The sequence below is a fragment of the Streptomyces sp. CB01373 genome (assembly GCF_002803075.1).
Taxonomy (GTDB): domain Bacteria; phylum Actinomycetota; class Actinomycetes; order Streptomycetales; family Streptomycetaceae; genus Streptomyces.
In genome coordinates, this window is the sequence record NZ_NNBK01000028.1 from 11801 (window position 1) to 34075 (window position 22275).

At 71.6% G+C, this 22275-nt stretch carries 25 protein-coding genes; 11 read left to right on the plus strand and 14 right to left on the minus strand.

Annotated elements, in window-relative coordinates; genetic code table 11:
- Together CG719_RS33350 and CG719_RS33355 are read right to left on the minus strand one after the other, a co-directional pair.
- Positions 1–1263 carry an MFS transporter gene (locus tag CG719_RS33350; RefSeq protein WP_100572444.1) on the minus strand — a complete coding sequence of 421 codons (1263 nt, stop codon included), beginning with the start codon at positions 1261–1263 and terminating at the stop codon, positions 1–3.
- Between the two features lie 122 nt (positions 1264–1385).
- On the minus strand, positions 1386–1898 hold the full coding sequence (locus tag CG719_RS33355) for a GNAT family N-acetyltransferase (protein WP_100572445.1): 513 nt from the start codon (positions 1896–1898) through the stop codon (positions 1386–1388).
- Positions 1899–2158: 260 nt separating this feature from the next.
- On the opposite strand from CG719_RS33355, the gene CG719_RS33360 reads away from it, so the two are divergent.
- Complete coding sequence (locus CG719_RS33360) at positions 2159–2320, plus strand: hypothetical protein (RefSeq protein WP_234375886.1); 162 nt, start codon at positions 2159–2161, stop codon at positions 2318–2320.
- An 83-nt stretch (positions 2321–2403) separates the two neighbouring features.
- Here the strand turns inward: CG719_RS33360 and CG719_RS33365 are convergent, their stop codons facing one another.
- Positions 2404–3741, minus strand: a complete 1338-nt coding sequence (locus tag CG719_RS33365; RefSeq protein ID WP_100572447.1) for a dicarboxylate/amino acid:cation symporter — start codon at positions 3739–3741, stop codon at positions 2404–2406.
- A gap of 705 nt (positions 3742–4446) precedes the next feature.
- Between CG719_RS33365 and CG719_RS33370 the strand changes: the two genes are divergently transcribed.
- Positions 4447–4974: a transglycosylase SLT domain-containing protein gene (locus CG719_RS33370; RefSeq protein WP_100572448.1), complete on the plus strand. Its 528-nt coding sequence runs from the start codon at positions 4447–4449 to the stop codon at positions 4972–4974.
- Between the two features lie 264 nt (positions 4975–5238).
- Positions 5239–6495 (plus strand): glycoside hydrolase family 3 N-terminal domain-containing protein, encoded by a 1257-nt coding sequence (locus CG719_RS33375; RefSeq protein ID WP_100572449.1) that lies wholly within the window; start codon positions 5239–5241, stop codon positions 6493–6495.
- A gap of 56 nt (positions 6496–6551) precedes the next feature.
- Here CG719_RS33375 and CG719_RS37265 read toward each other — a convergent pair whose 3' ends face one another.
- The 3 genes from CG719_RS37265 to CG719_RS33385 all read right to left on the minus strand — a co-directional run bounded on the left by CG719_RS37265 (position 6552) and on the right by CG719_RS33385 (position 8585).
- Complete coding sequence (locus tag CG719_RS37265; protein ID WP_267895381.1) at positions 6552–6683, minus strand: hypothetical protein; 132 nt, start codon at positions 6681–6683, stop codon at positions 6552–6554.
- 130 nt (positions 6684–6813) lie between these two features.
- Positions 6814–7437: a LysE family translocator gene (locus CG719_RS33380; RefSeq protein WP_100572450.1), complete on the minus strand. Its 624-nt coding sequence runs from the start codon at positions 7435–7437 to the stop codon at positions 6814–6816.
- Positions 7438–7505: 68 nt separating this feature from the next.
- Positions 7506–8585, minus strand: coding sequence for a diaminopropionate ammonia-lyase (locus CG719_RS33385; protein WP_100572510.1), 1080 nt, complete (start codon positions 8583–8585; stop codon positions 7506–7508).
- Between the two features lie 153 nt (positions 8586–8738).
- Here CG719_RS33385 and CG719_RS33390 point away from each other — a divergent pair, with 153 nt between their 5' ends.
- On the plus strand, positions 8739–9707 hold the full coding sequence (locus CG719_RS33390; protein ID WP_100572451.1) for a LysR family transcriptional regulator: 969 nt from the start codon (positions 8739–8741) through the stop codon (positions 9705–9707).
- Here CG719_RS33390 and CG719_RS33395 read toward each other — a convergent pair.
- Both CG719_RS33395 and CG719_RS33400 read right to left on the minus strand, forming a co-directional pair.
- Positions 9677–10750, minus strand: coding sequence for an alpha/beta fold hydrolase (locus CG719_RS33395; RefSeq protein ID WP_199836881.1), 1074 nt, complete (start codon positions 10748–10750; stop codon positions 9677–9679). The genes CG719_RS33390 and CG719_RS33395 overlap by 31 nt on opposite strands.
- Before the next feature lie 163 nt (positions 10751–10913).
- Positions 10914–11360, minus strand: coding sequence for a VOC family protein (locus tag CG719_RS33400; RefSeq protein ID WP_100572452.1), 447 nt, complete (start codon positions 11358–11360; stop codon positions 10914–10916).
- A 200-nt stretch (positions 11361–11560) separates the two neighbouring features.
- Here CG719_RS33400 and CG719_RS33405 point away from each other — a divergent pair, with 200 nt between their 5' ends.
- Positions 11561–12289 (plus strand): MgtC/SapB family protein, encoded by a 729-nt coding sequence (locus CG719_RS33405; protein ID WP_100572453.1) that lies wholly within the window; start codon positions 11561–11563, stop codon positions 12287–12289.
- A gap of 19 nt (positions 12290–12308) precedes the next feature.
- Here the strand turns inward: CG719_RS33405 and CG719_RS33410 are convergent, their stop codons facing one another.
- From CG719_RS33410 to CG719_RS36015, 4 genes are all read right to left on the minus strand, one after another.
- On the minus strand, positions 12309–12731 hold the full coding sequence (locus CG719_RS33410) for an ATP-binding protein (RefSeq protein WP_234375887.1): 423 nt from the start codon (positions 12729–12731) through the stop codon (positions 12309–12311).
- A gap of 194 nt (positions 12732–12925) precedes the next feature.
- Positions 12926–13729, minus strand: coding sequence for an anti-sigma factor family protein (locus CG719_RS33415; protein WP_100572455.1), 804 nt, complete (start codon positions 13727–13729; stop codon positions 12926–12928).
- A 25-nt stretch (positions 13730–13754) separates the two neighbouring features.
- The gene (locus tag CG719_RS33420; protein ID WP_100572456.1) at positions 13755–14288 is read right to left on the minus strand and encodes a sigma-70 family RNA polymerase sigma factor; all 534 of its coding nucleotides are present in this window, start codon (positions 14286–14288) and stop codon (positions 13755–13757) included.
- A 502-nt stretch (positions 14289–14790) separates the two neighbouring features.
- Complete coding sequence (locus CG719_RS36015; RefSeq protein ID WP_199836885.1) at positions 14791–14943, minus strand: hypothetical protein; 153 nt, start codon at positions 14941–14943, stop codon at positions 14791–14793.
- Between CG719_RS36015 and CG719_RS33425 the strand changes: the two genes are divergently transcribed.
- Genes CG719_RS33425 through CG719_RS33435 form a run of 3 tightly spaced genes read left to right on the plus strand, consistent with a single transcriptional unit; the run spans position 14933 to position 16697 of the window.
- Positions 14933–15178 (plus strand): cupredoxin domain-containing protein, encoded by a 246-nt coding sequence (locus tag CG719_RS33425; RefSeq protein ID WP_234375888.1) that lies wholly within the window; start codon positions 14933–14935, stop codon positions 15176–15178. The two genes, CG719_RS36015 and CG719_RS33425, sit on opposite strands and share 11 nt — an antisense overlap.
- Positions 15175–16227, plus strand: a complete 1053-nt coding sequence (locus tag CG719_RS33430) for a metallophosphoesterase family protein (RefSeq protein ID WP_100572458.1) — start codon at positions 15175–15177, stop codon at positions 16225–16227. The genes CG719_RS33425 and CG719_RS33430 overlap by 4 nt, the downstream gene beginning before the upstream one ends.
- Positions 16224–16697 (plus strand): hypothetical protein, encoded by a 474-nt coding sequence (locus CG719_RS33435; protein ID WP_234375889.1) that lies wholly within the window; start codon positions 16224–16226, stop codon positions 16695–16697. Before CG719_RS33430 ends, CG719_RS33435 begins: the two co-directional genes overlap by 4 nt.
- Here CG719_RS33435 and CG719_RS33440 read toward each other — a convergent pair.
- Positions 16648–18306 carry a phospholipase C gene (locus CG719_RS33440; protein ID WP_100572459.1) on the minus strand — a complete coding sequence of 553 codons (1659 nt, stop codon included), beginning with the start codon at positions 18304–18306 and terminating at the stop codon, positions 16648–16650. The genes CG719_RS33435 and CG719_RS33440 overlap by 50 nt on opposite strands.
- Positions 18307–18710: 404 nt before the next feature.
- Here CG719_RS33440 and CG719_RS33445 point away from each other — a divergent pair, with 404 nt between their 5' ends.
- On the plus strand, positions 18711–20600 hold the full coding sequence (locus CG719_RS33445; RefSeq protein ID WP_100572460.1) for an ATP-binding cassette domain-containing protein: 1890 nt from the start codon (positions 18711–18713) through the stop codon (positions 20598–20600).
- A 136-nt stretch (positions 20601–20736) separates the two neighbouring features.
- Complete coding sequence (locus tag CG719_RS33450; RefSeq protein ID WP_100572461.1) at positions 20737–21114, plus strand: DsrE family protein; 378 nt, start codon at positions 20737–20739, stop codon at positions 21112–21114.
- Between the two features lie 71 nt (positions 21115–21185).
- Here CG719_RS33450 and CG719_RS33455 read toward each other — a convergent pair whose 3' ends face one another.
- A complete protein-coding gene (locus CG719_RS33455) occupies positions 21186–21764 on the minus strand; it encodes a restriction endonuclease (RefSeq protein ID WP_100572462.1) in 579 nt (192 codons plus the stop codon).
- 134 nt (positions 21765–21898) lie between these two features.
- Here CG719_RS33455 and CG719_RS33460 point away from each other — a divergent pair, with 134 nt between their 5' ends.
- Entirely contained in the window at positions 21899–22231 is a 333-nt protein-coding gene (locus CG719_RS33460; protein WP_100572463.1) for a putative quinol monooxygenase, read from the plus strand.
- Positions 22232–22275 lie beyond the last annotated feature (44 nt).

The window sequence follows — 22275 nt, forward strand, 5'->3', positions numbered from 1 at the left end:
TCACCGGCGGTGGGCGGTGACGGCGATGGCGGGAAGGACGGCGAGGGCGAGGACACCCGCGGTCAGGGCGAGGACGGGATAGCCGGCGAGGTCCACGACGATGCCGGAGGCCAGTCCCCCGGTGGCGCCCGCGATGGCGATGGAGACGTCCACCATGCCCTGGGTCTTGGCGCGGGTGGCCAGGGGCACCGTGTCGGTGATGATCGCGGTGCCCGAGACGAGTCCGAAGTTCCAGCCCAGGCCGAGCAGCGCCAGGGCGAGTGCCAGCAGGGCGACGGAGTCGCCGGGGGCGAGGGCCGCAACCAGGCCCGCGACCAGGAGGGTGACCCCGGAGGCGGCGGCGACCGCGATCCGGCCGTAGCGGTCGACGAGGCGGCCGGTCAGCGGCGAGGGCAGGTACATCGCGCCGACGTGGATGGCGATGACCAGGCCGGAGGCGGCGGTGCCATGGCCGTGGTCGTGCAGGTGGACCGGCGTCATGGTCATCACCGCGACCATGACGAGCTGGGTGAGGATCATGACCAGGACTCCGAGCACCACGCCGCCGCGCGGCCTCTCCGGCGCCCCTTCGACGGCCGGGCCGGCCTGCGCGGGCCGCGCGGCGGGGCTCTGCTCGGCTTCGGCCAGGCTGCGGGCCAGCAGGAGGGGGTCGGGGCGCAGCCGGAGTGCGAGGACGCAGGCGGCCGCCGCGTACGCGGCCCCGGAGAGAAGAAAGGGGCCGGCCAGGCGGGGGATGCCGAGGAGGGCGGCGAGGTCGCCGGTGGGAGCGGCCAGGTTGGGGCCGACGACGCCGCCGAGGGTGGTGGCGACCAGGACGGTGGACACGGCGCGGGCGCGGTGCGTGGGGGCGGCGAGGTCGGCGCCGGCGTAGCGGGCCTGGAGGTTGGTGGCGGTGCCGGCACCGTAGACGAACAGTGCGGTGAACAGGAGGACGGGGCTGCCGAGGGCCGCGGCGGCGAGGACGCCGGCGCTGCCGACCGCGCCGGTGAGGTATCCGGCGGCCAGGCCCGGACGGCGGCCCCTGGCCTGGGACAGCCGGCCGACGGCTATCGCGGCGAACGCGCTGCCCGCGGTGAACAGGGCGCTGGGCAGTCCGGCCAGACCCGCGGTGCCGAGCATGTCCTGGGCCAGCAGCGCCCCGACGGTGATGCCCGCCGCGAGCCCGGCCCCGCTGAGGATCTGGGAGGCGACGAGGACTCTCAGGATGCGGCGCTGCACGTCGGGACCGGCGGCGAGGGCGGACGAAGCCGCGGTGCTCGTCACGGGATGGGGCTCCTTCCGGGCGTCCTACGAGAACTGCGAGCACACTATTCCATACATCCATGGATTAACGCAGATGCACCCCGTCGCCGTCCGCCGCGCCACGATCTGCCGCGTCACTGTCCTCAGCGGACCAGTTCGTCGGCGAGGAGGTCCATCAGGAGGCCGTCGTGCCAGGTGCCGTCGGCGCCGCGCTCGTACCGCCGCATGACACCGACCGGCCGGAAGCCCACCTTGGTGTAGCAGCGGATCGCGGCGGCGTTGTCGGCTGCCGGGTCGATGACCAGGCGGTGGTGGCCGTGGGCGTCGACGAGATGGCGGGCCAGGGTCCGTACGGCGTCGGCGCCAAGGCCTCTGCCGTGCACCGCGGGATCGAGGAAGATGTCGATCCCGGCGTGCCGGTAGTCCGGCTCCTCCTCGGCGTGCCACTGGATCATGCCGACGGGCCGCTGCCGGTGGTGGATGGTCAGGCACCGGATGCCGGAGTCCTCCAGATCGGCGGCGATGTCCGCCGCGAGGTCGTCCCCGCCCCTCCAGCGTGCGCGTACTTCCGGCGTGGCCCGGATCTCCGCCAGGGCGGGGATGTCCTCGCGGACCGTGGGGCGGAGGAGGACGAACGCGCCGCGCAACTCGGTCATGACCGGGAACTTTACGGGAGTCGGCGGTGCACGGCGTGTTCTTGTTTCCACGGCGGCCCAGGGCCGGGATTCAGGCGGAAAGCCGGGTTCGCGGGCGCGAGTTCGCCCGTGATCGAGATGCGGGCTGCGGGGGGCGGTGCCAAGAATCGAACTGAGAGGCAGTGACGCCGACTACAGAAAGGCTGTCGATCATGCGAAGCAGGATGATGCGCGCTCTGACCGCCAGCGTCGCCGCGGGCATGCTCGCCAGTGGAGCAGCCGTGGCATCTGCAGGAACCGCCCTCGCGGCACCGGCGAACACCAAGGTGACCAGCAGTCACCACGCGGCCGTGCCGGACCCCACCAAGATGCCGCACAAGAAGTGCCCGAAGGGTGAGCACCTCAAGAAGGTCAACGGCAAGTGGGGCTGCCACAAGAAGTAACCGCCTCAGGAAACGCACCTCCGCCCTGCCGGCCAACTGCCGGCAGGGCGGAGGATGTTGTGGCCCCCTGAGGGGAGTGGGAGTCAGGCGGACACCGGGGCCGCCTGCGTCGGGTCGTTGTAGAGGCTCTCCACGCGGTCGGCCGGGGAGCCCGAGGCGCTGTCGTACTTCGCGTGGTCCAGGATCTTCTCACGGGCGGAGACGAGCACCGGGACGAGCGCCTGACCGGCGACGTTGGTCGCCGTGCGCATCATGTCCAGGATCGGGTCGATGGCGAGCAGCAGACCCACACCCTCCATCGGCAGGCCGAGGGTGGACAGCGTGAGCGTCAGCATGACGGTGGCGCCCGTCAGACCGGCGGTGGCCGCCGAACCGAAGACCGAGACGAAGGCGATGAGCAGGTACTCCTTGACGCCGAGCTGCACATCGAAGATCTGCGCCACGAAAATCGCGGAGATGGCCGGGTAGATGGCCGCGCAGCCGTCCATCTTGGTCGTCGCGCCGAACGGCACGGCGAAGGAGGCGTAGTCCTTCGGGACGCCGAGGCGGATCGCCGACTGCTGGGTGACCGGCATGGTGCCGACCGAGGAGCGGGAGACGAACGCCAGCTGGATGGCGGGCCAGGCGCCCTTGAAGAACTGGATCGGGTTCAGCTTCCCGACGACGGCGAGCAGCAGCGGGTAGACACCGAACAGGACCAGGGAGCAGCCGATGTAGATGTCGGCGGTGAAGGTCGCGTAGTTGCCGAGCAGGTCCCAGCCGTACTGCACGATGGCGCGGCCGATCAGGCCCGCGGAGCCGATCGGGGCGAGCAGGATCACCCACCACAGGGCCTTCTGGAGCAGCTCCAGGACGGACTCGGAGAGCGCGAGGACCGGCTGGGCCTTCTCGCCGATCTTGAGGATCGCGATACCGGCGACGACCGCCATGAAGACGATCTGAAGCACGTTCAGTTCGGTGAACGGCGTGATGACGTCGGTCGGGATGATGCCGGTGAGGAAGTCGAGCCAGCTGCCGGCGTGGTCCGGCCTGCCGCCGTCGGCCGGGGTGAGGGCGGAGCCGGAGCCCGGGTTGGAGACCAGCCCGATGACGAGGCCGATGACGACTGCGATCAACGAGGTGATCATGAACCAGAGGAGGGTCCGGCCGGCCAGGCGGGCCGCGTTGTTGACCTTCCGCAGATTGGTGATCGACACCAGGATCGCGAAGAAGACCAGCGGGGCCACGGCCAGCTTCAGGAGCTGCACGAAGATGCCGCCCACCTTGTCGAGGGTGGTGGCGAGCCAGGACACGTCGAAGGTACGGGCGACGAAGCCGAGGATCAGGCCGACGGCGAGGCCGATCAGGACTTGGGCCCAGAAGGGGACGGGTATCCGGAAGCCGGAGTTCGCGGGCTTCGGATCGGCGGTGTTCGCGGACACGGACACACTCCAGTAGGGACGCGCGGAAAGGTGATTTCGAGCGGGGGGTTACAGGAGCGGCGCCCAGAAGACGGGGCAACGGCGCCGCTGCATCGATGAGTTCGCGGTCAGGCGCGACAAGCCGCGGACACGCAGCGGCAGAGATCGACATGCAGGCGAGCCACGAGCGGTACGCCCATGACGGCGCGGCAGGCGCCGTAAGGGGCGTCTGCGCGGTACGCGGCTGCTGTCTTCACGGCGAAACGTTAACACTTCTGCTTTGAGAACCTCAAAGGTCCCCTTTGGATCGAGGGGGCCCTTTTCCCGCCTCGTGGCGACCCCCTCCACCCAAGGAGTCCCCCTTGTCCGTTTTGGGGGCTTTTTCCGGCCCCGAGAGGGCCCGCCGATGTGATGCCACCCATAGGAGCCAGATCACGTCCTAATGCCGGTCGTAGCGGGTGGACGGCCATAAGCAGCGAAGAATGCCCCACGTTGGAACATTTCGGGCATTTACTACGCAGTCGGGTAGTACGTCACATGATTGCGCGCCGACCGGCCGGCCGCTAACCATTGCTGTCGTTGCTCCGGGCCACGAGACGGACGACCCGGCGAACTCCGCCGGCTCCGCCCGCTCAGGTCTGTGCAGCACGGGGCACCGCCCCAGCGCCACCGCAAACGATTGCGGCCGGCGCCTGACGACACACCCCACTGGAGAGTTACTTCCGTATGGCCACGACCACTCGCACCGCCCGCTTCGCCCGTCTGCGCACCCTCACCCTCACCGGCATCGCCACGACCGGCGCCGCTGCCGCCGCCCTGACCCTGATGCCGTCGCCCGCACAGGCTGCCGAAGCGACCCAGGTGCACCCCGCCTCCGTGGTCGCGGCCCACTCCACCGACAGCCGCACCGCCTACACCGGCAAGTCCGGCTACAGCAACAACCTCGACGGCTGGATCCGGCAGTCCCTGGCCATCATGAAGGCCAAGGGCATCCCCGGTAGCTACGAGGGCCTGCACCGCAACATCATGCGCGAGTCCGGGGGCAACCCCAACGCCCAGAACAACTGGGACGTCAACGCCCGCAAGGGCACCCCGTCCAAGGGTCTCCTCCAGGTCATCTCCCCGACGTTCAACGCCTACCACGTCGCCGGCACGGCCCACAGCCTCACCGACCCGGTGGCCAACATCACCGCCGCGGCCAACTACGCGGCCCACCGCTACGGTTCCATCGACAGGGTCAACTCCGCGTACTGATCCCGCCCACGCGGTACCGATCCAGCGCACGCACACACGCACGCGCACGACGGGCCGGTGCCGGCAGCGACAACCGCTGCCGGCACCGGCCCGTTCCGCCGTTGGGGTCGCCCGCACCCTGCGTAATCATCGAAGGGGCGGACAAATGCCCAATAAAGTACCGTGTGATGGTCGTGGCGGGCGCGGCTCGCCACGAGGAAACAGCCGCGAGACAGGCGGCTGTGGGGGAGGCCCCCGCACCCGTACAGGCCAGGAGACGAACCCATGACATCACGTGTCCGGCAGATCAGGAGCCGCCGTTCCACAGCCCTGCGCTGCGCGGCACCGTTGGTCACCCTGGCGCTGGCCGCCACCGGCTGCGGTGCGTCGGTCACGCCCGGGCGAATAGGCGACTCGCCCCGGTCCCCCGCCACCACAGCGGCCGACCCGCCCCCCGCCGCCGCGAGCACCCCCTCGCCGACCGGGGCCGCCACCTGCACCGACCGCTACTTCTCCGGCATGACCACCGCTCAGCGGGTCGGACAGCTGTTCATGGGCGGGATCTCCGCGGCCCATCCCGACCAGGCGCAGTTGCGCACCCTGCGCGACCACCACGTGGGCGCCATCATGCTGACCGGCCGCAGCACCGCCGGAGTGACCGCTACCAGGAAGACGGTCGACGGCTTCCGGGGCCAGGCGGACCAGGTCGGCGGCCGCCGGGTCGGTCTGCTGGTCGCCACCGACCAGGAGGGCGGCCAGGTACAGGTGCTCAACGGCCCCGGTTTCTCGGCCATGCCCAACGGCCTGACCCAGGGCAGCTGGCCGGCCTCGACACTGCGCAGCCAGGCCGCCGGCTGGGCCACGCAGCTGAAGGCGGCGGGGGTCAACCTGAACCTGGCGCCGATCGCCGACGTGGTGCCGACCAGTCTGGGCACCCGCAACATGCCGATCGGGTCCTTCCGGCGGGAGTACGGCCACACTCCGGAGACCGTGACCTCCCACTCCGGCGCCTTCGCCGCCGGCTTCGCGCAGTCGGGCGTGCTGACCACGCTCAAGCACTTCCCCGGGCTGGGCCAGGTGATCGGCAACACCGACGTCACCGCCAACGTCGTGGACTCGGTGACGACCGCGAACAGTGCCAGCCTCGAGCCCTTCCGGGCCGGGATACGGGCCGGCTCCCCCTTCGTGATGGTGTCGTCGGCCACGTACACCAAGATCGACCCCAAGCATCTGGCGGCCTTCTCACCAACGGTGATCAGTGACTTGCTGCGCGGCCGGCTCGGCTTCAAGGGCGTGGTCATCTCGGACGACATCGGCAACGCGGTCGCGGTGCGGTCCTTCACCCCCGCCCAGCGGGCCGTGAACTTCATCGCGGCGGGCGGAAACATGATCCTCACGGTGCGGCCGAGCACCGTACCCGCGATGACGCAGGCCGTCGAGGCCCGGATGCGGCAGGACGCCTCTTTCCGGGCCAAGGTCGACGACAGCGTGCGCCGGATCCTGGCCGCCAAGCAGTCGGCGGGACTACTCGACTGCCACTGAGGCCTTGCCTGCGCCCGGACGCGCAGGTCAGACGCTCGGAGTGCGCCTGAGGCGCGTCAAGCGGCGGCCGCCATCGGGTGGCCGCCGCGGGCGAAGGCGTTCCAGAGCTGGACGAGCAGACGAATGACGAGCGCCTCGATCACGGCGACCGCCACCTGCGTGAGGAGCGAGGTCAATATGTGGGGCACGGGGGTGCCGCCCTTCTTGCGTATGTTCGGGTCTCCTCCCTTTGTCCGCTGCCGCGACGTCGCGCGGACCGACCGCGGGTGACCTCGGGTTTAACTTTCGGTTTCACCCGGGTCCGGTGGCACGCGGGGTTCAGCCGGCCGAGGCCGCGACCACGACGGCGAGACCGATCAGTACGACGCCCGTGGTCCGTCCGAGCACCCGGCGCAACCCCGGCCTTTCGAGGACGCCTCCGGCCCTGGAAAGCAGCAGAGCGTAACCGCCCAGCCAGATGACCGTCAGGGTGGCGTGGAGGAGGACCAGCAGCGTCATGGCCCAGGCGGCGGGCATCCGGGGCGGGGCCAGGGTGGGGAGCAGTCCGGAGTAGAAGACGGCGATCTTCGGGTTGAGGGCGTTGCTGACCAGGCCGGTCCGCCAGGCGCTTCCGGCGGCGGGCGAGCCGCTGTCCGTGCGGGCGGGATCCGCGGCGCCGCGGCGGTTCTGCCACAGCGCCTGCCCGCCCAGCAGGACCAGGTAGCCGGCGCCGAGGAGCTTGACGACCAGGTACGCCGTGGGCGAGGCGGCGAGCACGGCCGCGAGTCCGGCCACGCTCAGCGCGCCCCACAGCAGCAGCCCGGTCACGATCCCGCCCACGGTGCGCAGCGCGTCCCCGGTGCCGGCCACGAGGGCGCGCCGGGTGACCACCGCCATGTCCGGGCCGGGCACGACGGTCAGCAGGCCGAGGACGACGGTCGCGGCCGCGAGGTGGGTCAGCACGCCGCCGCCCTCCTCCTGCTCGGGCCTTCGGGGGTGGTCAACGCGGGTGTCCTTCCGGTGTGGCGCGTTCAGTGGTGGGTGACGGAGTGCGGGTTCGCGTCGCGGCCCTCGGTGCTCAGCAGCACGACCACCGAGGACCCGTCGAGCCCCAGGGCCGTACGGCGCTCCTCGCCGCCCTCGCCGGTCAGCACCGCGCGGAGACCGGCGAGTGCGGCGGCTCCGCAGGGGCCCGAGGAGACCCCGAGAGCGGCGAGGCCGGCGGCCGCGTGGGCGCTGTCGGCGTCGGGGACGGCGACAGCGGCGTCCAGGCCGCCGTGCAGGTAGGGCCAGGCGATGCTGGAGGGGGTGCCGCAGTTCAGCCCCGCCATGGTGGTGTCGCCGCCGGTGACGGTGACGGGTTCGCCGCGGGTGAGGCTTTCCAGGACGCAGGCGGCGGACCGCGGCTCCACCGACAGCAGCGCGGGGGCGTGCCCGGAGGGGCGGCTGCGGTAGTGGGTGACCACGGCCTGGGCCAGCGAGCCGACGCCCACCGGTATGGAGACGAGGTCGGGGCCCTCGGCGGCCCCCGCGGCCGCCAGTTGCTCGTCGATCTCCGCGCAGAGGGTCGAGTAGCCCTCGACGATCCACCCCGGGATCCGTTCGTAGCCCGGCCAGGCGGTGTCCTGGACCAGCACCGAGTCCGGCGCGGCGGCAGCCTCGGCGGCCCGGCGCACGGCCTCGTCGTAGGGGCCCGGAACCTCGGTCACCTCCGCGTTCTCGGCGGCGATGGCCGCCACGGCCCGCGGATGCACTCCGCGCGGTACGAAGACGTGGGCGTGCTGCCCGAGCAGGCGTGCCGTGCGGGCAACCGCCCGGCCGTGGTTGCCGTCGGTGGCGGTCACCAGCACGACCGGTCCCGGCCCGGCGCCGCTCGCGGCCCGCTCGGCGAGGGTTCGGTGGACCGCCCAGGACGCGCCCAGGGCCTTGAACGCGGGCAGCCCCAGCCGGCTCGACTCGTCCTTGACGAAGACCCGACCGGCGCCCAACTCATCCGCCAGTGGCGGTAGTTCGGTCAGCGGGGTGGGTGCGTAGCCGGGCAGCGCGGCATGGAAGTCCCGTACCCCGGCGGGTGGGGGGCCGCACCGCCAGGCGCGGGCACGGGGGCGCATGGACCACGGCGGGGTACGGCGGCGGAAGGCGTTGTCGGACACACGACCAGGGTCCGACGGCCTCCTACGATCGGTCCAGCGAATGTTTTCGACCTATACTCGTCGGATAAACCGATGATTCAGGGCGTCGCTCCGTGACGGCGAGGGGCTGCGATGTTCGATCTGCACCGGCTGCGGCTGCTGCGCGAACTGAAGCACCGCGGCACTCTGGCCGCCGTCGCCGCCGCCCTGTCCTACGCTCCCTCCTCCGTCTCCCAGCAGCTCTCGCAGCTGGAGGCCGAGGTCGGCGTACCGCTGCTGGAACCGGCCGGGCGGCGGGTTCGGCTGACCGAGCAGGCCGAGATCCTCGTCGCCCACACCGAGGCGGTCCTCGAACGTCTGGAGCGCGCCGAGGCGGACATCGCCACCTCACTGTCCGATCTGACCGGCACGCTGCGCGTCGCCTCGTTCCAGACGGCCGCCCTGGCCCTGGTCCCCACCGCGCTCGGCCTGTTGCGCGACCGGCACCCGCAACTGCGCGTCCACGTCACGCACATGGAACCCGAGAAGGCTCTGCCCGCCCTGCTGGCCCGTGACTTCGACCTGGTCCTCGCCGAGGAGTACCCCGGCAACCCCAACCCGCGGCCCTCCGAACTCGAACAGGAGGACCTGCTCGACGACCCGCTGCGCCTCGCCCTGCCTCACCTGGCCGACGGCCAGGACACCGACGGCGCGATGGCGGCGCTGCGCTCACTCGAGGGGCACGCCTGGGTGATGGAACCCGAGGGCACGGCCGCACGGCACTGGGCCATGACCCTGTGCCGCAACGCCGGATTCGAACCCGACGTACGCTTCGAGACCACCGACCTGCTGCTCCACCTCCGTCTCGTCGAGCAGCAGCACGCCGCGGCCTTCCTCCCCGACCTGGTCTGGGACGGGCACTCCCCCACGGTCACCCTGCGGCAGCTCCCCCGCGGTCAGCGCGCACGCCGCATCTCCACCGTCGTCCGCCGCGGCGGCAGCCGCCACCCCGCCGTCCTCGCCTGCCGCGACGCCCTCCTCCACGCGGTCACCCTCCACTCCGGCCGGGCGGAGGGCGGCACACCGCGCACTCATTTCGAGAGGGGCTCGGCGAAACCGTAGACGTCGACGACGGCCTTGGCGAAGTCGACGGGTGCTTCCTGCGGCACGTTGTGGCCGACCTTCAGGGTTCTGTGCGCGTACTTTCCGGAGAACTTCCTGGCGTAGGACGATCCGTTTCCCGGCGGCGTGAAGGGGTCGTCCGCGCCATCGATGGTGATCGTGGGGACGTTGATGACGGGTCCTTGGGCAAGCCGCTTCTCCAGGGCGTCGTACTGCGGTTCGCCCTTGGCCAGTCCCAGCCGCCACCGATAGTTGTCGATCACGATGCTGACGTAGTCCGGGTTCTCGAAGGCCGCGGCGGTGCGCTCGTAGGTGGCCTCGTCGAAGTGCCAGGTCGGGGAGTTGAACTTCCAAATGAGCTTGCCCAGGTCGTGCCGGTACTTCTTGAGGCCGAGCACACCTCTCTCCGTCGCGAAGTAGTACTGGTACCACCATGCCCACTCGGACTTGGGCGGCGACGGAAGCTTGTTGGCCGCCGGGTCGGTGATCAGGTAGCCGGTCACGGAGACCAGGCCCGTGCAGCGCTGCGGCCAGAGAGCGGCGATGATGTCGGCCGTCCGCGAGCCCCAGTCGAAACCGGCGAGGACCGCCTTGTCGATCCCGAGGGCGTCCATCAGGGCGATGATGTCGAGGGCGAACACCGACTGCTGGGCATTGCGGGGCGTGTTGCCCGACAGAAAACGAGTCGTGCCGTGGCCCCGGAGATAGGGGACGATCACTCTGTAGCCCTGCGCCGCCAGCAGAGGCGCGACGTCGACATAGCTGTGGATGTCGTAGGGCCAGCCGTGCAGAAGAATGACGGGGCGTCCGTGCGCGGGGCCGGCCTCGGCATATCCGACGTTCAGAACACCGGCGGCCTTCTGCTTCAGCGAGCTGAAGGACTTGTTCGCTCCCGTCTCGGCCGTGGGAGGAACCTCCGGCTTTTCCTCTCCCGACCGGCCCTGCGCGGGGGCGGTCAGGCCGAGTTCGGCGGCGACGACGGCAGCGGTCGCGGCGCCGATGAAGTGGCGACGGCTGCGGTGGGAACCTTCGGATATGTCCATCGGCGAATCTCCTGGGTCCGACGGTCAGGGCCCATCGACTGCGCGCGGAACGAGCGGCGGAATGAAAGGGGCCACGCCCCACCGAACACCCGCCTGGCGGGGCACGCAACAGAGGCGTGCCCCGTGTTGACCCGGCCGGGTGGATTCTTCCCCGCCGTCTTCGTCAGCCCTCCGCGTCCGCCGCCTCGACGGCCGTCAGCGTCACGGTGCCGTCGTCGGCGACCGACCAGCCGGGGTTGTGGCACACCTCCCAGCGGTGGCCGTCCGGATCCGCGAAATAGGCGTGGTAGCCCCCGAACGCCGCGCGTTGCGGCTCCTTGAGGACCGTCGCCCCCGCCGCACGAGCCCTCTCCACGGCCACGTCCACCTCGGCGGGCGAGCCGAGGTTCCGCGCGAGGGTGAAGGGGGTGCCGGCCACCGCCGCCTGCCCGGTGTCGGCGCCGAGGTCGGCCAGAGGGAAGAGCCCCAGGGCCAGCCCCCAGCCGACCTGGTAGAAGACAATCTCGTCGAGGTCGAGCAGCGGCGTCCAGCCCAGGCCCTCGGTGTAGAACCGGCGGCTGGCCGCCAAGTCCCCCACGCCCAAGGTCACCAGGTTCAACTGCTGGTCCATCGATCGCCCCCTGCGCCGCCGGGAAATGGCCGTCCGGGCGCAACGCTACCGCCCGCGACGGGACGGCCGTCGCCTCGCTCCTTGCCGCTTTGCCTCTTTAGCCGGAACCGGTGCGCGAACTCCGGGCGGCGCTGATCGTGACGTGCCAGGTTGGGGGTAGATGTCGGCTTGATGGAGAACGTACGGGTCAGGAGGTGCGCGTGACGGAGCTCGCGGCGGCGTTGTGGGACTTGAGCGGGCAGGGTGTACGGCAGCTGTCCGAGCTGGGGCTGGCGCTGCTGTTGTCGACCCTGATCGGCTGGGAGCGGGAGGCCAAGCAGAAGAGCGCGGGTCTGCGGACGCACACGCTGGTCGGGATCTCCAGCGCCTTGATGATGGAGGTCTCGCAGCACGGGTTCAGCAATGTCCTGGGGCTGGAGAACGTCTCCTTCGACCCGTCGCGGGTGGCGGCGCAGATCGTCTCGGGGATCGGGTTCATCGGCGGCGGGCTGATCTTCGTGCGCCGGGACGCGGTACGCGGCCTGACCACGGCGGCGACCGTCTGGCTGACCTGCGCGGTCGGCATGGCCTGCGGCGGCGGGCTGCCCATCCTCGCGATGGCGACCACCATCGTGCACTTCCTGGTCGTGCGCGGATACCCCTTCGTGCTGTCCACCCGGCTGCTGCCGGGCACGTCCACCCACATCTTCGAGGCGCGCCTGACCTACCGGACCGGCACCGCGCTGCTGCCGCGCCTGATGCAGGTCTGCACCCGCATGGGCTTCCGCATCCTCCAGGTCAGGGTGGAGCGGCTGCCCGGCCGCACCGACGACGCCGCGAAGGTGCTGCTGGAACTGGAGGGCACCCAGGATCCCGCGCGACTGGCGTCCGAGCTCTTCCAGGACGACGGAGTGATCGACGTGGAGATGACGACGGGCGACGAGGGATAGGGGCGCGTGCGGGGCCGTGTCACGCCCCGCACCGCAGGCAGGCGCGGACCTCTCGGCCGCCGCGTGTCTGGTGGACCTCGGTCGACTCCGCGAGGTAGCGGACGATGCCGGTGCCGCGGCCGTGTTCGTCCGGGGCCGCCTCGCGCTGGCAGTGCTCCACAGCGGTTCCGGAGTCGCTGACGACGATGTGCAGGGTGTCATGGTCGAGGAAGAGCAGCAGCGTCATGTGCTCGCGCCCGTACTGGGCTGCGTTCGCGGCGAGTTCGTCGACGATGAGGACGGCGGAGTCCCGCTCGCTCTGGGGGACGCGCCAGCAGTCCAGCAGGTCTGCCGCGAAGTGACGGGCGGCCGGGACGTGCGCCGCCTGCGCGGGGAGGGTGAGCAGTGCCTGGTGGCTGCAGTGCGAGAGCAGTGGGGGGCTCGGACAGGCAGGATCGGTCACAAACATGGTCGTGTGGCTCTTCTGTAGGGTGCGGAGGCCGGAATCCGAGGGGCCGCCCGTGAACCGGGTGGAATCGCTTCGGCTGTACCCGAGTTGGACCCCTCATCCAGTTGCACGGAGAGCGAGTACCACATGGTTCGGGGCTGATTGCACCTTTCGCGGTTTTTCTGCGGGTGCGGTTTCCCGGGCAGCGCCTACGCCCGGATCGTGACCAGCTTCTGACCATTGCCCGTGATGATCTCGAAGTGCTGGATGGCCCCCGGTGAGAGGGGAACGGCTCCGGGAATCGTGGTGCCGGGAGGGTACTGGCCCGCCCGCCAGGTGGCGGCGTCCGTCCTGCTGCCGCCGGGCCCGATCGCCTGCAGTCGGCAGACGATGCCCGCGGGCGCCCCTCCGGCGGAGACCTGGAGGACGCTGCCCCACGCGGAGGGCGAGACCTTCACCGACGCGGTGACGCCGGTGGCGGCATCGCGTCCGGAGAAGGTGCGCGTCGGGGCCTGCGCGGTCGGTCCGGGCGGTGTCGCCTCACTGACCACGGTTCCGCTGGTGGCCAGCCAGGTGCCGCCGATCGCCGACCCGATGAGCGCCAGAGAGGCGGCGGCTCCGGCCCACTGCAGCCGCCAGGTCCTGCGGCGCCTGGTCGCGGCCTGCCGGAGCATCCGGTCGAGGAGGCCCGCTTCGGGCGTCTGGGCGGCCGCCGGGGGCGCGCCGGAGCGCGCCGGAGGCGTGTCCGCCGTGCTGTCGGCGGCCCGCCGCACCAGCCGGTCGGCCAGGTCCCCGCCGGCCGCGGGCATCGGCGCCCCCGAGGCCTCGAGGCCGATGTCGGCTTCGGTGACCGTCGCGAGCAGGGCCGGCAGTCCCGCCAGCTCGGCGTGTTCCTGCCGGCACTCGTCGCAGGTCGCGAGGTGGGCGCGCACCTGCTCGCTCTCCGCCGGGGAGAGCGCGCCGAGGACGTATCCGCCCAGCGCCAGCCGGAGGGCGTCGTGGTCCGCGTTCATGGTCGGTCCCTCCTCCACGCCGCCGTCATGACTCGATCCCCCGTTCCTGGAGCGCCAGCCTGAGGGCGTGCAGGGCGTAGTAGGTCCGCGACTTCACGGTGCCGAGCGGGATGCCCAGCACTTCGGCGGCCTCCACCATGGTCCGGCCCCGGTAGTACGTCTCCACGAGGACGGCGCGGTGGTCCGGGGACAGCGTCCGCAGGGCGTCGGCCACCGCCCAGCTCTGCAGCGCCTGCTCGATCTGGTCCTCGCCGCGCGTCTGCTCGGCGGCCTGCTCCAGGGCGTCGCCGTCCACCTCGGCCGGCCTGGCCCTGCGGGCCCGGTGGCCGTCGATGACCACATGCCGGGCGACCGTGCAGAGCCAGGCCCGCGCCGGACCGCGATCCGGTTCGAACGCGTCGGGGTGCTGCCACGCGCGCAGCAGCGTCTCCTGCACGACGTCCTCGGCCCACTGCCGGTCTCCTGAGGTCAGTCGCAGCACGTAGTGGAAAAGGGGGCCCGCGTGCTCGGCGTACAGAGTGCGGAGCAGTTCCTCGTCCGTGGTCGAAGCGGTCCCCATACCAGGGACACGGCGCGCGGAGCGTTCCGGATCGGCCGTTGGACCACGTTTTCGGTGAGCCCATGGCATATGCCGATCATCGCGCAGATGCCCCCTTTTGTCGTGTTGCGTCCGGCAGGCCGCCGTGGGCCACGGAGAGGTCAGTGCGACAAAAAGGCGCTCGATCACCGAACCGTACGGCCCTCACCGTCCGTGAAACCACGCAAGAGCGCGGATACGCGCCATATCCCCCACGGGTCCGGTCCCGCGCGGTCGCGCGCGGCCCCACTCGGGCTCTCCGTCCCGATCAGTTGGGAACGATCACCATGCACTTGAACTTCGGTCCACCCTGTCCACCGCGTCGCCCACGTCGCCCACATCCGCCGCGCCGGCGCTCACGCCTCGCGGCCGGAGGGCTGGCCGTCGCGGCCGTCGGCACGCTGGGGCTGCTCAGCGCGTGCGGCCAGTCGTCGCATTCCCCGTCGGCCGCGGCCGGCGGCATCACGCCCGGTCAGGGGCAGAGTCAGCCGGCCGGGACGCCCGGGGCCACCGGGTCGGGAGGCCCGGCGGGCTCCTCGACAGGCGCCCCGCCGATGCCCAGCATGACCATGCCCATGACGTCCCCGAGCGCGCGAGCACCGGCCGCGCCGGTGTCGGGAAGCGCCGTGGCGATCAAGAACTTCGCGTTCTCCCCCGCCACCCTGAAGGTCAAAACAGGCACGACGGTGACCTGGACCAACCAGGACACCGACGCGCACACCGTCACCAGCGCCGGTTCGGGCGGCCCGTTGCGCTCGGCCGCCCTGGCCACCCACGCCACGTATCGCTACCGGTTCACCGCGCCCGGCACCTACCACTACCTCTGCACGATCCATCCCTTCATGACCGCCACCGTGGAGGTGACCCGATGACCGCGTACCCCGACAGGCCCGACAGGCCCGATGACAGGCTCGATCCGGCACCGCTGGACGACACCGAGCAGCCCGACGGCCCGAACGGCATGACCCGGCGCCAGCTCCTGCGGCACGCGGGGTGGTTCGGCGGTGCCGTGGTGCTGACCGTGGCCAGTGGGGAGGTGATCAGCCACATCGCCGACAGGAGCGGCGCCCCCGAAGCCGCGGCCTCCGGAACCACCGCCGCCGGAGCCATGGCGGCGGGAGCCGGTACGACGGCGAGCGGCGTGCTGCGGTTCGTGCAGGTCTCCGACAGCCACATCGGCTTCCAGGGCCCGGCGAACATGAACGTGGCCGGGTCATTCACCGAGGCGATCCGCCAGGTCAACTCGCTCGGTTTCCGGCCCGACTTCGTGATGCACAGCGGGGATCTGACCCATCTCTCCACGCCCTCGCAGTTCGACCAGGTCAGGCAGATGATGACCGGTATGCGGACCGATCGCGTCTTCACGGTGCCCGGCGAGCACGACTCCATCGGGGACGCAGGACGCGCCTACCGGCAGACCTTCGGCAAGGGCACGCTCGGCGAAGGCTGGTACAGCTTCGACACGCACGGCGTGCACTTCGTCGCCCTGGTCAACACCCTGAGCCTGGAGAAGCTCGGCCATCTCGGCGAGGAGCAGATCGAGTTCGTCCGCAGGGACCTCAGGGGGCTGTCCTCGGACACGCCCATCGTGGTCTTCAGTCACATCCCGCTGTTCGCCATGTACCCGCGGTGGGGCTGGAGTACGGACGACGCGCTCCGTGTCATCGCGCTGCTGCGCCGCTTCTCCTCCGTCACCTGTCTCAACGGGCATGTCCACCAGCTGTTCACCAAGACGGACGGCAACATCACCTTCCACTCCGCCACCACCACGGCCTATCCGCTGCCGAAGCCTGGACGGGCCCCCGCCCCGACTCCGCAGGTCGTACCCGCCCGTCAGCTCAAGGACGCACTGGGCATCCGCAGCGTGGGCTACCGGCAGGGTGACCGGGAGCTGGCGATCAAGGATGAGAGGCTGGCATGACCGTCGGAGGACTCCTCGCGCCGGCCACCCGTGTGGGGACCGCCGCCACGCTCGCCGGGAGCGGATACATCCACGCCCGGCTCTACGCCGACGAATACCGCTTCGTCCACGTCGTAGGTCCCCTGTTCCTGCTCCAGGCCAGCGCCTCCTTCGCCGTCGCCGCGCTGCTGCTGATCGGGATGCCGCCGCTGCTGAGGGTGGCCGCCGCCGGTGTGGCGCTGGGCGCCCTCGGCGGCTTCGCCGCCTCACGCACCGTGGGCGTGTTCGGATTCACCGAACACGGTCTGCGGCCCGCACCGCAGGCCCTGCTCAGCATCCTGGCCGAGGCCGGCACGCTGCTGCTCCTGGCCGTCTGGCAGGCCGTCGCTTTCCGGCGGCGCGGCGCGGCGTCTCCGGCGGGAGCGCCGGTGCCGGGGGCCGCTACCTGGTCCTGCGGCCGCCGGCGGCGACGGCCGCGGACAGGTCGTTGACGACCGCGTCACGGGTGGCGACGGGCTTCAGACCGTAGCTCCGCTCGATGGTGGCGAGGATGGAGGTGGTGTCGTAGACGGTGTGGTCGACGGCCGAGCGCGGCAGCGAGCGGGAGACGACCAGGGCCGGGACGCGGGTGCCGGGGCCCCAGGCGTCGTGGGCGCCGCGCGTGGGCGAGCCCGGTCCGGGGGGCGGCAGGTGGTCCCACTGGCCTCCGAACTCGTCGTAGGTGACGACCACGAGCGTGTCACCGGCCTGCGGGCCCTCCGTCACGGCCTTCAGCAGGTCGACGAGGTGGTCGCTGCCGTACGCCTCGGCGGCGTAGCCGGGGTGCTCGTTCTCGGCGCCGTAGGGCTTGACGAAGCTGACGGCCGGCAGGGTGCCGGTCCCGGCCGCGCGCAGGAACTCCGTCTCGTCGCGGAGGTGGCGGCGGCCCGGCGTGCCGGGGGCGTAGCCGGCGAAGTAGTTGAACGGCTGGTGGTGGTACTGGAAGAGCGGCCCGGGGTGCCCGGCCTCCGCGTCGTCCCAGCCGCCGGAGTACCAGTTCCAGGAGATGCCGGCGGCGGTGAGCCGGTCGCCGATGTTGGGGTACTTCGCGTCGTCGATCAGCGGGATCCGGGGGCCGCTGCCGTGCGGTGCGCTGGACGGCTGCACCGTGTTGACGGCCAGGCTGCCGCACGCGTGCGCGTAGTCGGCCGGGGCGCCGTCCGGGCAGGCGGTGGTCAGCGCGCCGTCCACCACCGGGCCGGTCGCCCTGTACAGCGGGTACGACGTGGGCATGCCGTTGGCGTCGAGGACCGTGTACTTCGCGCCGGACGCGCCGTCGCTGGTGTCCCGCGGGGCCCGTGCGGCGATCAGGTACTGGTGGTTGAGGAAGGAGCCGCCGAACGCGCCCTGGAAGAAGTGGTCGGCCAGGACGTAGCGCGGGGCGCCCGGGGCGTGCAGGTAGCGGTGGATCGGCAGTGACGTGGTGGCGTAGCGGCCCATGGTGAGGCCGACGGCGTCGGAGGCGGTGACGTAGCGGTCCTGCCGGCCACCGTCGATGGCGTACCGGTTCTGGTAGAAGCGGTGCACCAGGTCCCGGGTGCAGCCGCCGGGCAGGGCGCCCGGAGAGTCCTTGGCCACGCCGTCGTCCGCCTGGACCCCGGGCGCCGGGCAGGTGCGGTCCTGCGGCCGGATGTGGTCGTCGATGGTGAACGGCTCGTTGGCGAACGCGCTCGCCTCCACCCCGTGGGCGGCGTCGCGGCAGGTCGACGGGAGGGGCGGGCTGGTCAGGTTCACGTCGTTCTGGAGCAGGCAGCGATAAGGCGTGCCGTCCTGGGCGCGCTGGGTGCGCTGCCGGGCGGTGGCTTGGGCCAGGCCCTCGGCCTTCTGGCCGCCGACCGGTCCCCAGGTGCCGTAGAGGTTGTCGAAGGAGTGGTTCTCCTCGTAGATCACGACCAGGTGCCGGTAGCCGCCGGGCAGGGTGTGCGACGCGCGCTGCGGCGGCCGTGCGGTGTCCGAGGCCGCCGAGGAGGTCAGGGCCAGGATCAGGGCGGCCGCCGTACCGGCCGCGACAGCGGGCAGTCGGCGTCCGGCAGGCGGCCGGAGTCGTGTGCTGCGTCCCATGTGGCTGTCTCCAGCGGTGGTTGACGGCAGGTCAGGAGCCGGTTCCGGCGCGCGCGTCGATCGGGCCAAGGTGTGCCGGCGCGGAGAAAGGTAACGGGTCGTCGCCTCCTCGGACAGGGGACGCGCCCGGCCGTGGGCCGGCGGATCGGCCGGCGGTGCGGACCGGGGTCGCGCCCTGCGAAACCCATGCGCCCCAGGCGTCTCGGGCGTCTCGGGCATCGGCGTTTCGGCCAACCCGCCCTCGCCCGGCGGCGGCTCAACTGCGGCGGCCACCCGAGCGACCCCTTGCAGCTCAAGGGGTCCACCGCGTCCGGAATCGAGCGTGTTCGATTCTCCGGGCACCTCGTTGTACCGGGCACTGCCGAGCCATCCAGGCGCGGTGCGAGCCCCAAGGAGGGATTCAGGTGACTGCGACTGACGCCTCGACCGTGAACGGGGAAACGCCTCCCCCTCCACCTCCCGCCACCATCAGCTTCGAGGGCAAGTACGGCAGGAACCCGCTGGCGGAGGCCGGTTTCGGCGCCATGTGCCGTCGGCTTCCCTCCGTACTCGGGCACACCGCGCGCATGGCCTGGTCCGTCGACAGGACCGGCGTGGTACTCCTGCTGGCCTGCCAGCTCCTCACGGGCGCCACTGCCGCGCTCGTCCTCGCGTTCACCGCGCGGGCCATGACCCACATCCTCGGCACCGGTACCGTCGCCGAACGCCTGAACGGCGCGCTTCCCTCGCTGACGGTGGTGATGGCCGCCGCGGCAGTCGGCCGGATCAGCGGCGCCCTGTCCTCCTACGCCGACGGACGGATCACACCGCTGCTGACGACCGAGGCGGACATCGCGCTCGTCACCGCCGTCTGCCGGGTCGAGGCTTCGGCGTACGGGGAGGACGGCTTCGCCGACCGGCAGGAGGCCGCCGAGGTCGGCGTCACCCGGACCCGGTTCATGATCCAGGACAGCCAGCGGTTCACGGCCGCGCTCATCCGCATGATCGCCGCGAGCGGCGTCATCACCGCCCTGCACCCGCTGATGCTGCCGCTGCTCCTGCTGGCCGTCGTCCCGGCCGGCGTGGGCGCCGTACTGTCCGCGCGCGTCGACTACGAGACCCACTACCTCAACGTCGGCGACCGCAACGTCCGCTCCATGATGCGCTGGTGGGCCACCTACTCGCGCTACGGGGACGAGGTCCGCGCCAACGGCATGACCGGCTACCTCGTCTACTGGTACCGCGCCCTGTCCGACCGCATCGACCAGCGCACCCTCACCGCAGCGCCCCGCATGCTGCGCATCGTGCTGGCGACCAGTGCCCTGGGCGGCGTGTTCCTGCTCGGCACCTGGGCCACCCTCGCCTGGCTGGCCACCACCGGGCGTGTCGCCCTTCCGGTCGCCGCCACCGCCGTGGTCGCCGTGCAGACCACGCTGGGCGCGCTGTCGCAGTTCGTCGTCAACGGCGCCGCCATGTTCCACACCTCGCTCTACCTCGCCGACATGCGGTCCTTCCTCGACATGGCCCGCGACCGCGCCCCCAGGCGCGGTGAACTGACCATCCCCGAACGCGTGGACGAGATCCGGCTCGACGAGGTCGTCTACCGGTACCCCGGCAAGGACGAACCGGCGGTCAACGGGGTGTCACTCACCCTGCGGCGCGGTCAGATCCTCGCCATCGTCGGCGAGAACGGCTCGGGCAAGTCCACCCTGGCCAAGCTCATCACGGGCATCCTCCTCGCCGACAAGGGCCGCGTCGTGTGGGACGGCACCGACCTCGCCGACGCCGATCCCGACGCCGTGTGGAGGCGCACCGCCCTCGTCCCGCAGAACTTCGCCTGCTGGCCCCTGCGCACCCGCGAGAACATCACCCTCGGCCAGCCCCGCACCTACGACGACGGACCGGTCTGGGAGGCGGTCGATGCCGTGGGCATGCGGGAGGCGGTCGAGAAGCTGCCGAGGCGGCTCGACACCCTGCTCGCCAAGGAGCTGTGGGGCGGTGCCGAACTGTCCGGCGGCCAGTGGCAGCGCCTGGTCTGCGGACGCGCGCTCTACCGGCAGACCCCGCTGCTGATCCTGGACGAGCCGACCTCGCAGATGGACCCGCGGGGCGAGCACGGAATCTTCGGGAGGATCAAGGCCATCGCCGGCGAACGCATCACCATCGTCGTCACGCATCGCCTGGAGAACACCAGGATCGCCGACCACGTCGTGGTCATGGAGCAGGGCCGCATCACCGAGCAGGGCCCGTACGACGAACTCGTCGAGGCGAACGGGGTCTTCGCGGACCTGCTCCGCCTGTCCCAGGACCGCTGACGGACGCGGGCACGACGGCGGCGCGGCGACGAGGCGTACGCCCGGTTCGGCCGGGCGGACCGTCCCGCCGGCCGCGTCGTGCCGCGCCGCCGCGCGGGCCCCGTCGAGACACTGTCCGATATGCGAGGGTGGTCCCATGAACGCCGAGAACGCCGAGGCCGCCAGGGCCGCCAGGGCCGGTTTCCCCGCTCCCGTACGTGCCGTCGTGGCGGCTCCCGAACCGGACCGCGTGGTGCGCGCGGTGCAGAACCTGGTGGCGGCGGCGGACCGGCCCGTCGAGGTGGAGGTCGTCGCCTACGGCGCCGGACTGGACCTCGTCCTGGGTGAGGAGTCCGGTGAACAGGTCACCCGGCTGCTGGAGACCGGGGCGCGCGTCCTCGCCTGCGCCAACAGCCTTTCGGGGCGCGGCCTGACCGCCGACACCCTCGTGGCCGGCGTGGGGGTCGTACCGGCCGCCGTGTGGCACCTGGCCCTCCGTCAGCACGAGGGATGGTCCCTGGTCCCGCTGGGATGACGCGCCCGGTCCCGGTTGCCGCCCGGCCCGACGGGGCTGTCCCCGTGTGCCTCGGGCGCGCGGGGTGCCGGTCAGTCGTGGTCCGGGTGGAGCCGGCGGTTGGTTCCGGACCGGCCGATGTCCAGGTCCAGGAGCGAGGCCAGCGTGGTGCCGCTGTTCCAGAAGCCGAGCAGATCGACGTCGATGAGGCGGAGCCGGTGCCGGGCCGCGAACTCGCGGGCCGGCCGCGTGAACACGCAGGAGGCGACGAAGACCGGGACGTCGGCCCGGTGCTCGGCTCGTGCGGTGCCGTTGAAGGTCTGGAGGTCACGGCTGCCGACGCTGCGGTGCTTGGCGTACCGCTTGCACTGGATGACGATGCGGCGCCCGTCGGGCAGGCGGCCGGTCACGTCGGCGCCCAGATCGCCCGCGCCGCCGACCCGCCGGACGTCGGTGCAGCCGTCCCGGCGGCACAGTTCGGCGACGTACTCCTCGAACCGGCGGTCGTCCATCGCCCAGACCGCTTCCAGCGACCCGCGCGCCCGCCGCCGTGCCTCTTCGGCGAGCCGGTCTCTCTCCGCCACCGCCTCGCGTCGCCCGGCCCGCACCAGGCCCGTGACGACGGCCGCGGCCACGACGGCGGCCAAGGCCACCACCAGTGCGATCCCCATCAGGTTCCGCCCCTTCCCCCGTCCGGCGGTGCACCGCCGCACCCCCCGGGCGGTTTGTTCCCCGTCGGCTACGATCATCAAAGCCTGCCGTGTCCGGCGCGCCACGGCTACGGCCGTTTTCTTGAGGGAGACCGATGATCTTCATCACCGCCAAGTTCCGTGTCCGCCCCGAGTACGCCGACCAGTGGCCGCGCATCGCCGACGAGTTCACGGCGGCCACCCGCGCCGAGCCGGGCTGCCTGTGGTTCGACTGGTCCCGCAGCGTCGAGGACCCGACGGAGTACGTCCTGGTCGAGGCCTTCCGCGACGACGAGGCCGGGGCGGCCCACGTGCGGTCGGAGCACTTCAGGGCCGCGCAGCGGACCCTGCCGCCCCACCTGGCCGAGACGCCCCGGATCGTCAACACGACCCTGGCGCAGGACGACTGGTCGCTGCTCGGCGAGATGGCCGTCCCCGGACAGGAATGACCCACCGCCTCACGGGAGTTGCCCCGCGAGGCGGTTCGACGACG

Excerpts from the sequence above, each read along its gene's own strand:
- CG719_RS33355 (WP_100572445.1), bottom strand. The coding sequence starts at position 1,898 with ATGACCGAGTTGCGCGGCGCGTTCGTCCTCCTCCGCCCCACGGTCCGC.
- CG719_RS33370 (WP_100572448.1), top strand. The coding sequence starts at position 4,447 with ATGGCCACGACCACTCGCACCGCCCGCTTCGCCCGTCTGCGCACCCTC.
- CG719_RS33375 (WP_100572449.1), top strand. The coding sequence starts at position 5,239 with ATGACATCACGTGTCCGGCAGATCAGGAGCCGCCGTTCCACAGCCCTG.
- CG719_RS33385 (WP_100572510.1), bottom strand. The coding sequence starts at position 8,585 with ATGCGCCCCCGTGCCCGCGCCTGGCGGTGCGGCCCCCCACCCGCCGGG.
- CG719_RS33390 (WP_100572451.1), top strand. The coding sequence starts at position 8,739 with ATGTTCGATCTGCACCGGCTGCGGCTGCTGCGCGAACTGAAGCACCGC.
- CG719_RS33395 (WP_199836881.1), bottom strand. The coding sequence starts at position 10,750 with ATGGACATATCCGAAGGTTCCCACCGCAGCCGTCGCCACTTCATCGGC.
- CG719_RS33400 (WP_100572452.1), bottom strand. The coding sequence starts at position 11,360 with ATGGACCAGCAGTTGAACCTGGTGACCTTGGGCGTGGGGGACTTGGCG.
- CG719_RS33415 (WP_100572455.1), bottom strand. The coding sequence starts at position 13,729 with ATGAACGCGGACCACGACGCCCTCCGGCTGGCGCTGGGCGGATACGTC.
- CG719_RS33420 (WP_100572456.1), bottom strand. The coding sequence starts at position 14,288 with ATGGGGACCGCTTCGACCACGGACGAGGAACTGCTCCGCACTCTGTAC.
- CG719_RS33430 (WP_100572458.1), top strand. The coding sequence starts at position 15,175 with ATGACCGCGTACCCCGACAGGCCCGACAGGCCCGATGACAGGCTCGAT.
- CG719_RS33435 (WP_234375889.1), top strand. The coding sequence starts at position 16,224 with ATGACCGTCGGAGGACTCCTCGCGCCGGCCACCCGTGTGGGGACCGCC.
- CG719_RS33440 (WP_100572459.1), bottom strand. The coding sequence starts at position 18,306 with ATGGGACGCAGCACACGACTCCGGCCGCCTGCCGGACGCCGACTGCCC.
- CG719_RS33450 (WP_100572461.1), top strand. The coding sequence starts at position 20,737 with ATGAACGCCGAGAACGCCGAGGCCGCCAGGGCCGCCAGGGCCGGTTTC.
- CG719_RS33455 (WP_100572462.1), bottom strand. The coding sequence starts at position 21,764 with ATGGGGATCGCACTGGTGGTGGCCTTGGCCGCCGTCGTGGCCGCGGCC.
- CG719_RS33460 (WP_100572463.1), top strand. The coding sequence starts at position 21,899 with ATGATCTTCATCACCGCCAAGTTCCGTGTCCGCCCCGAGTACGCCGAC.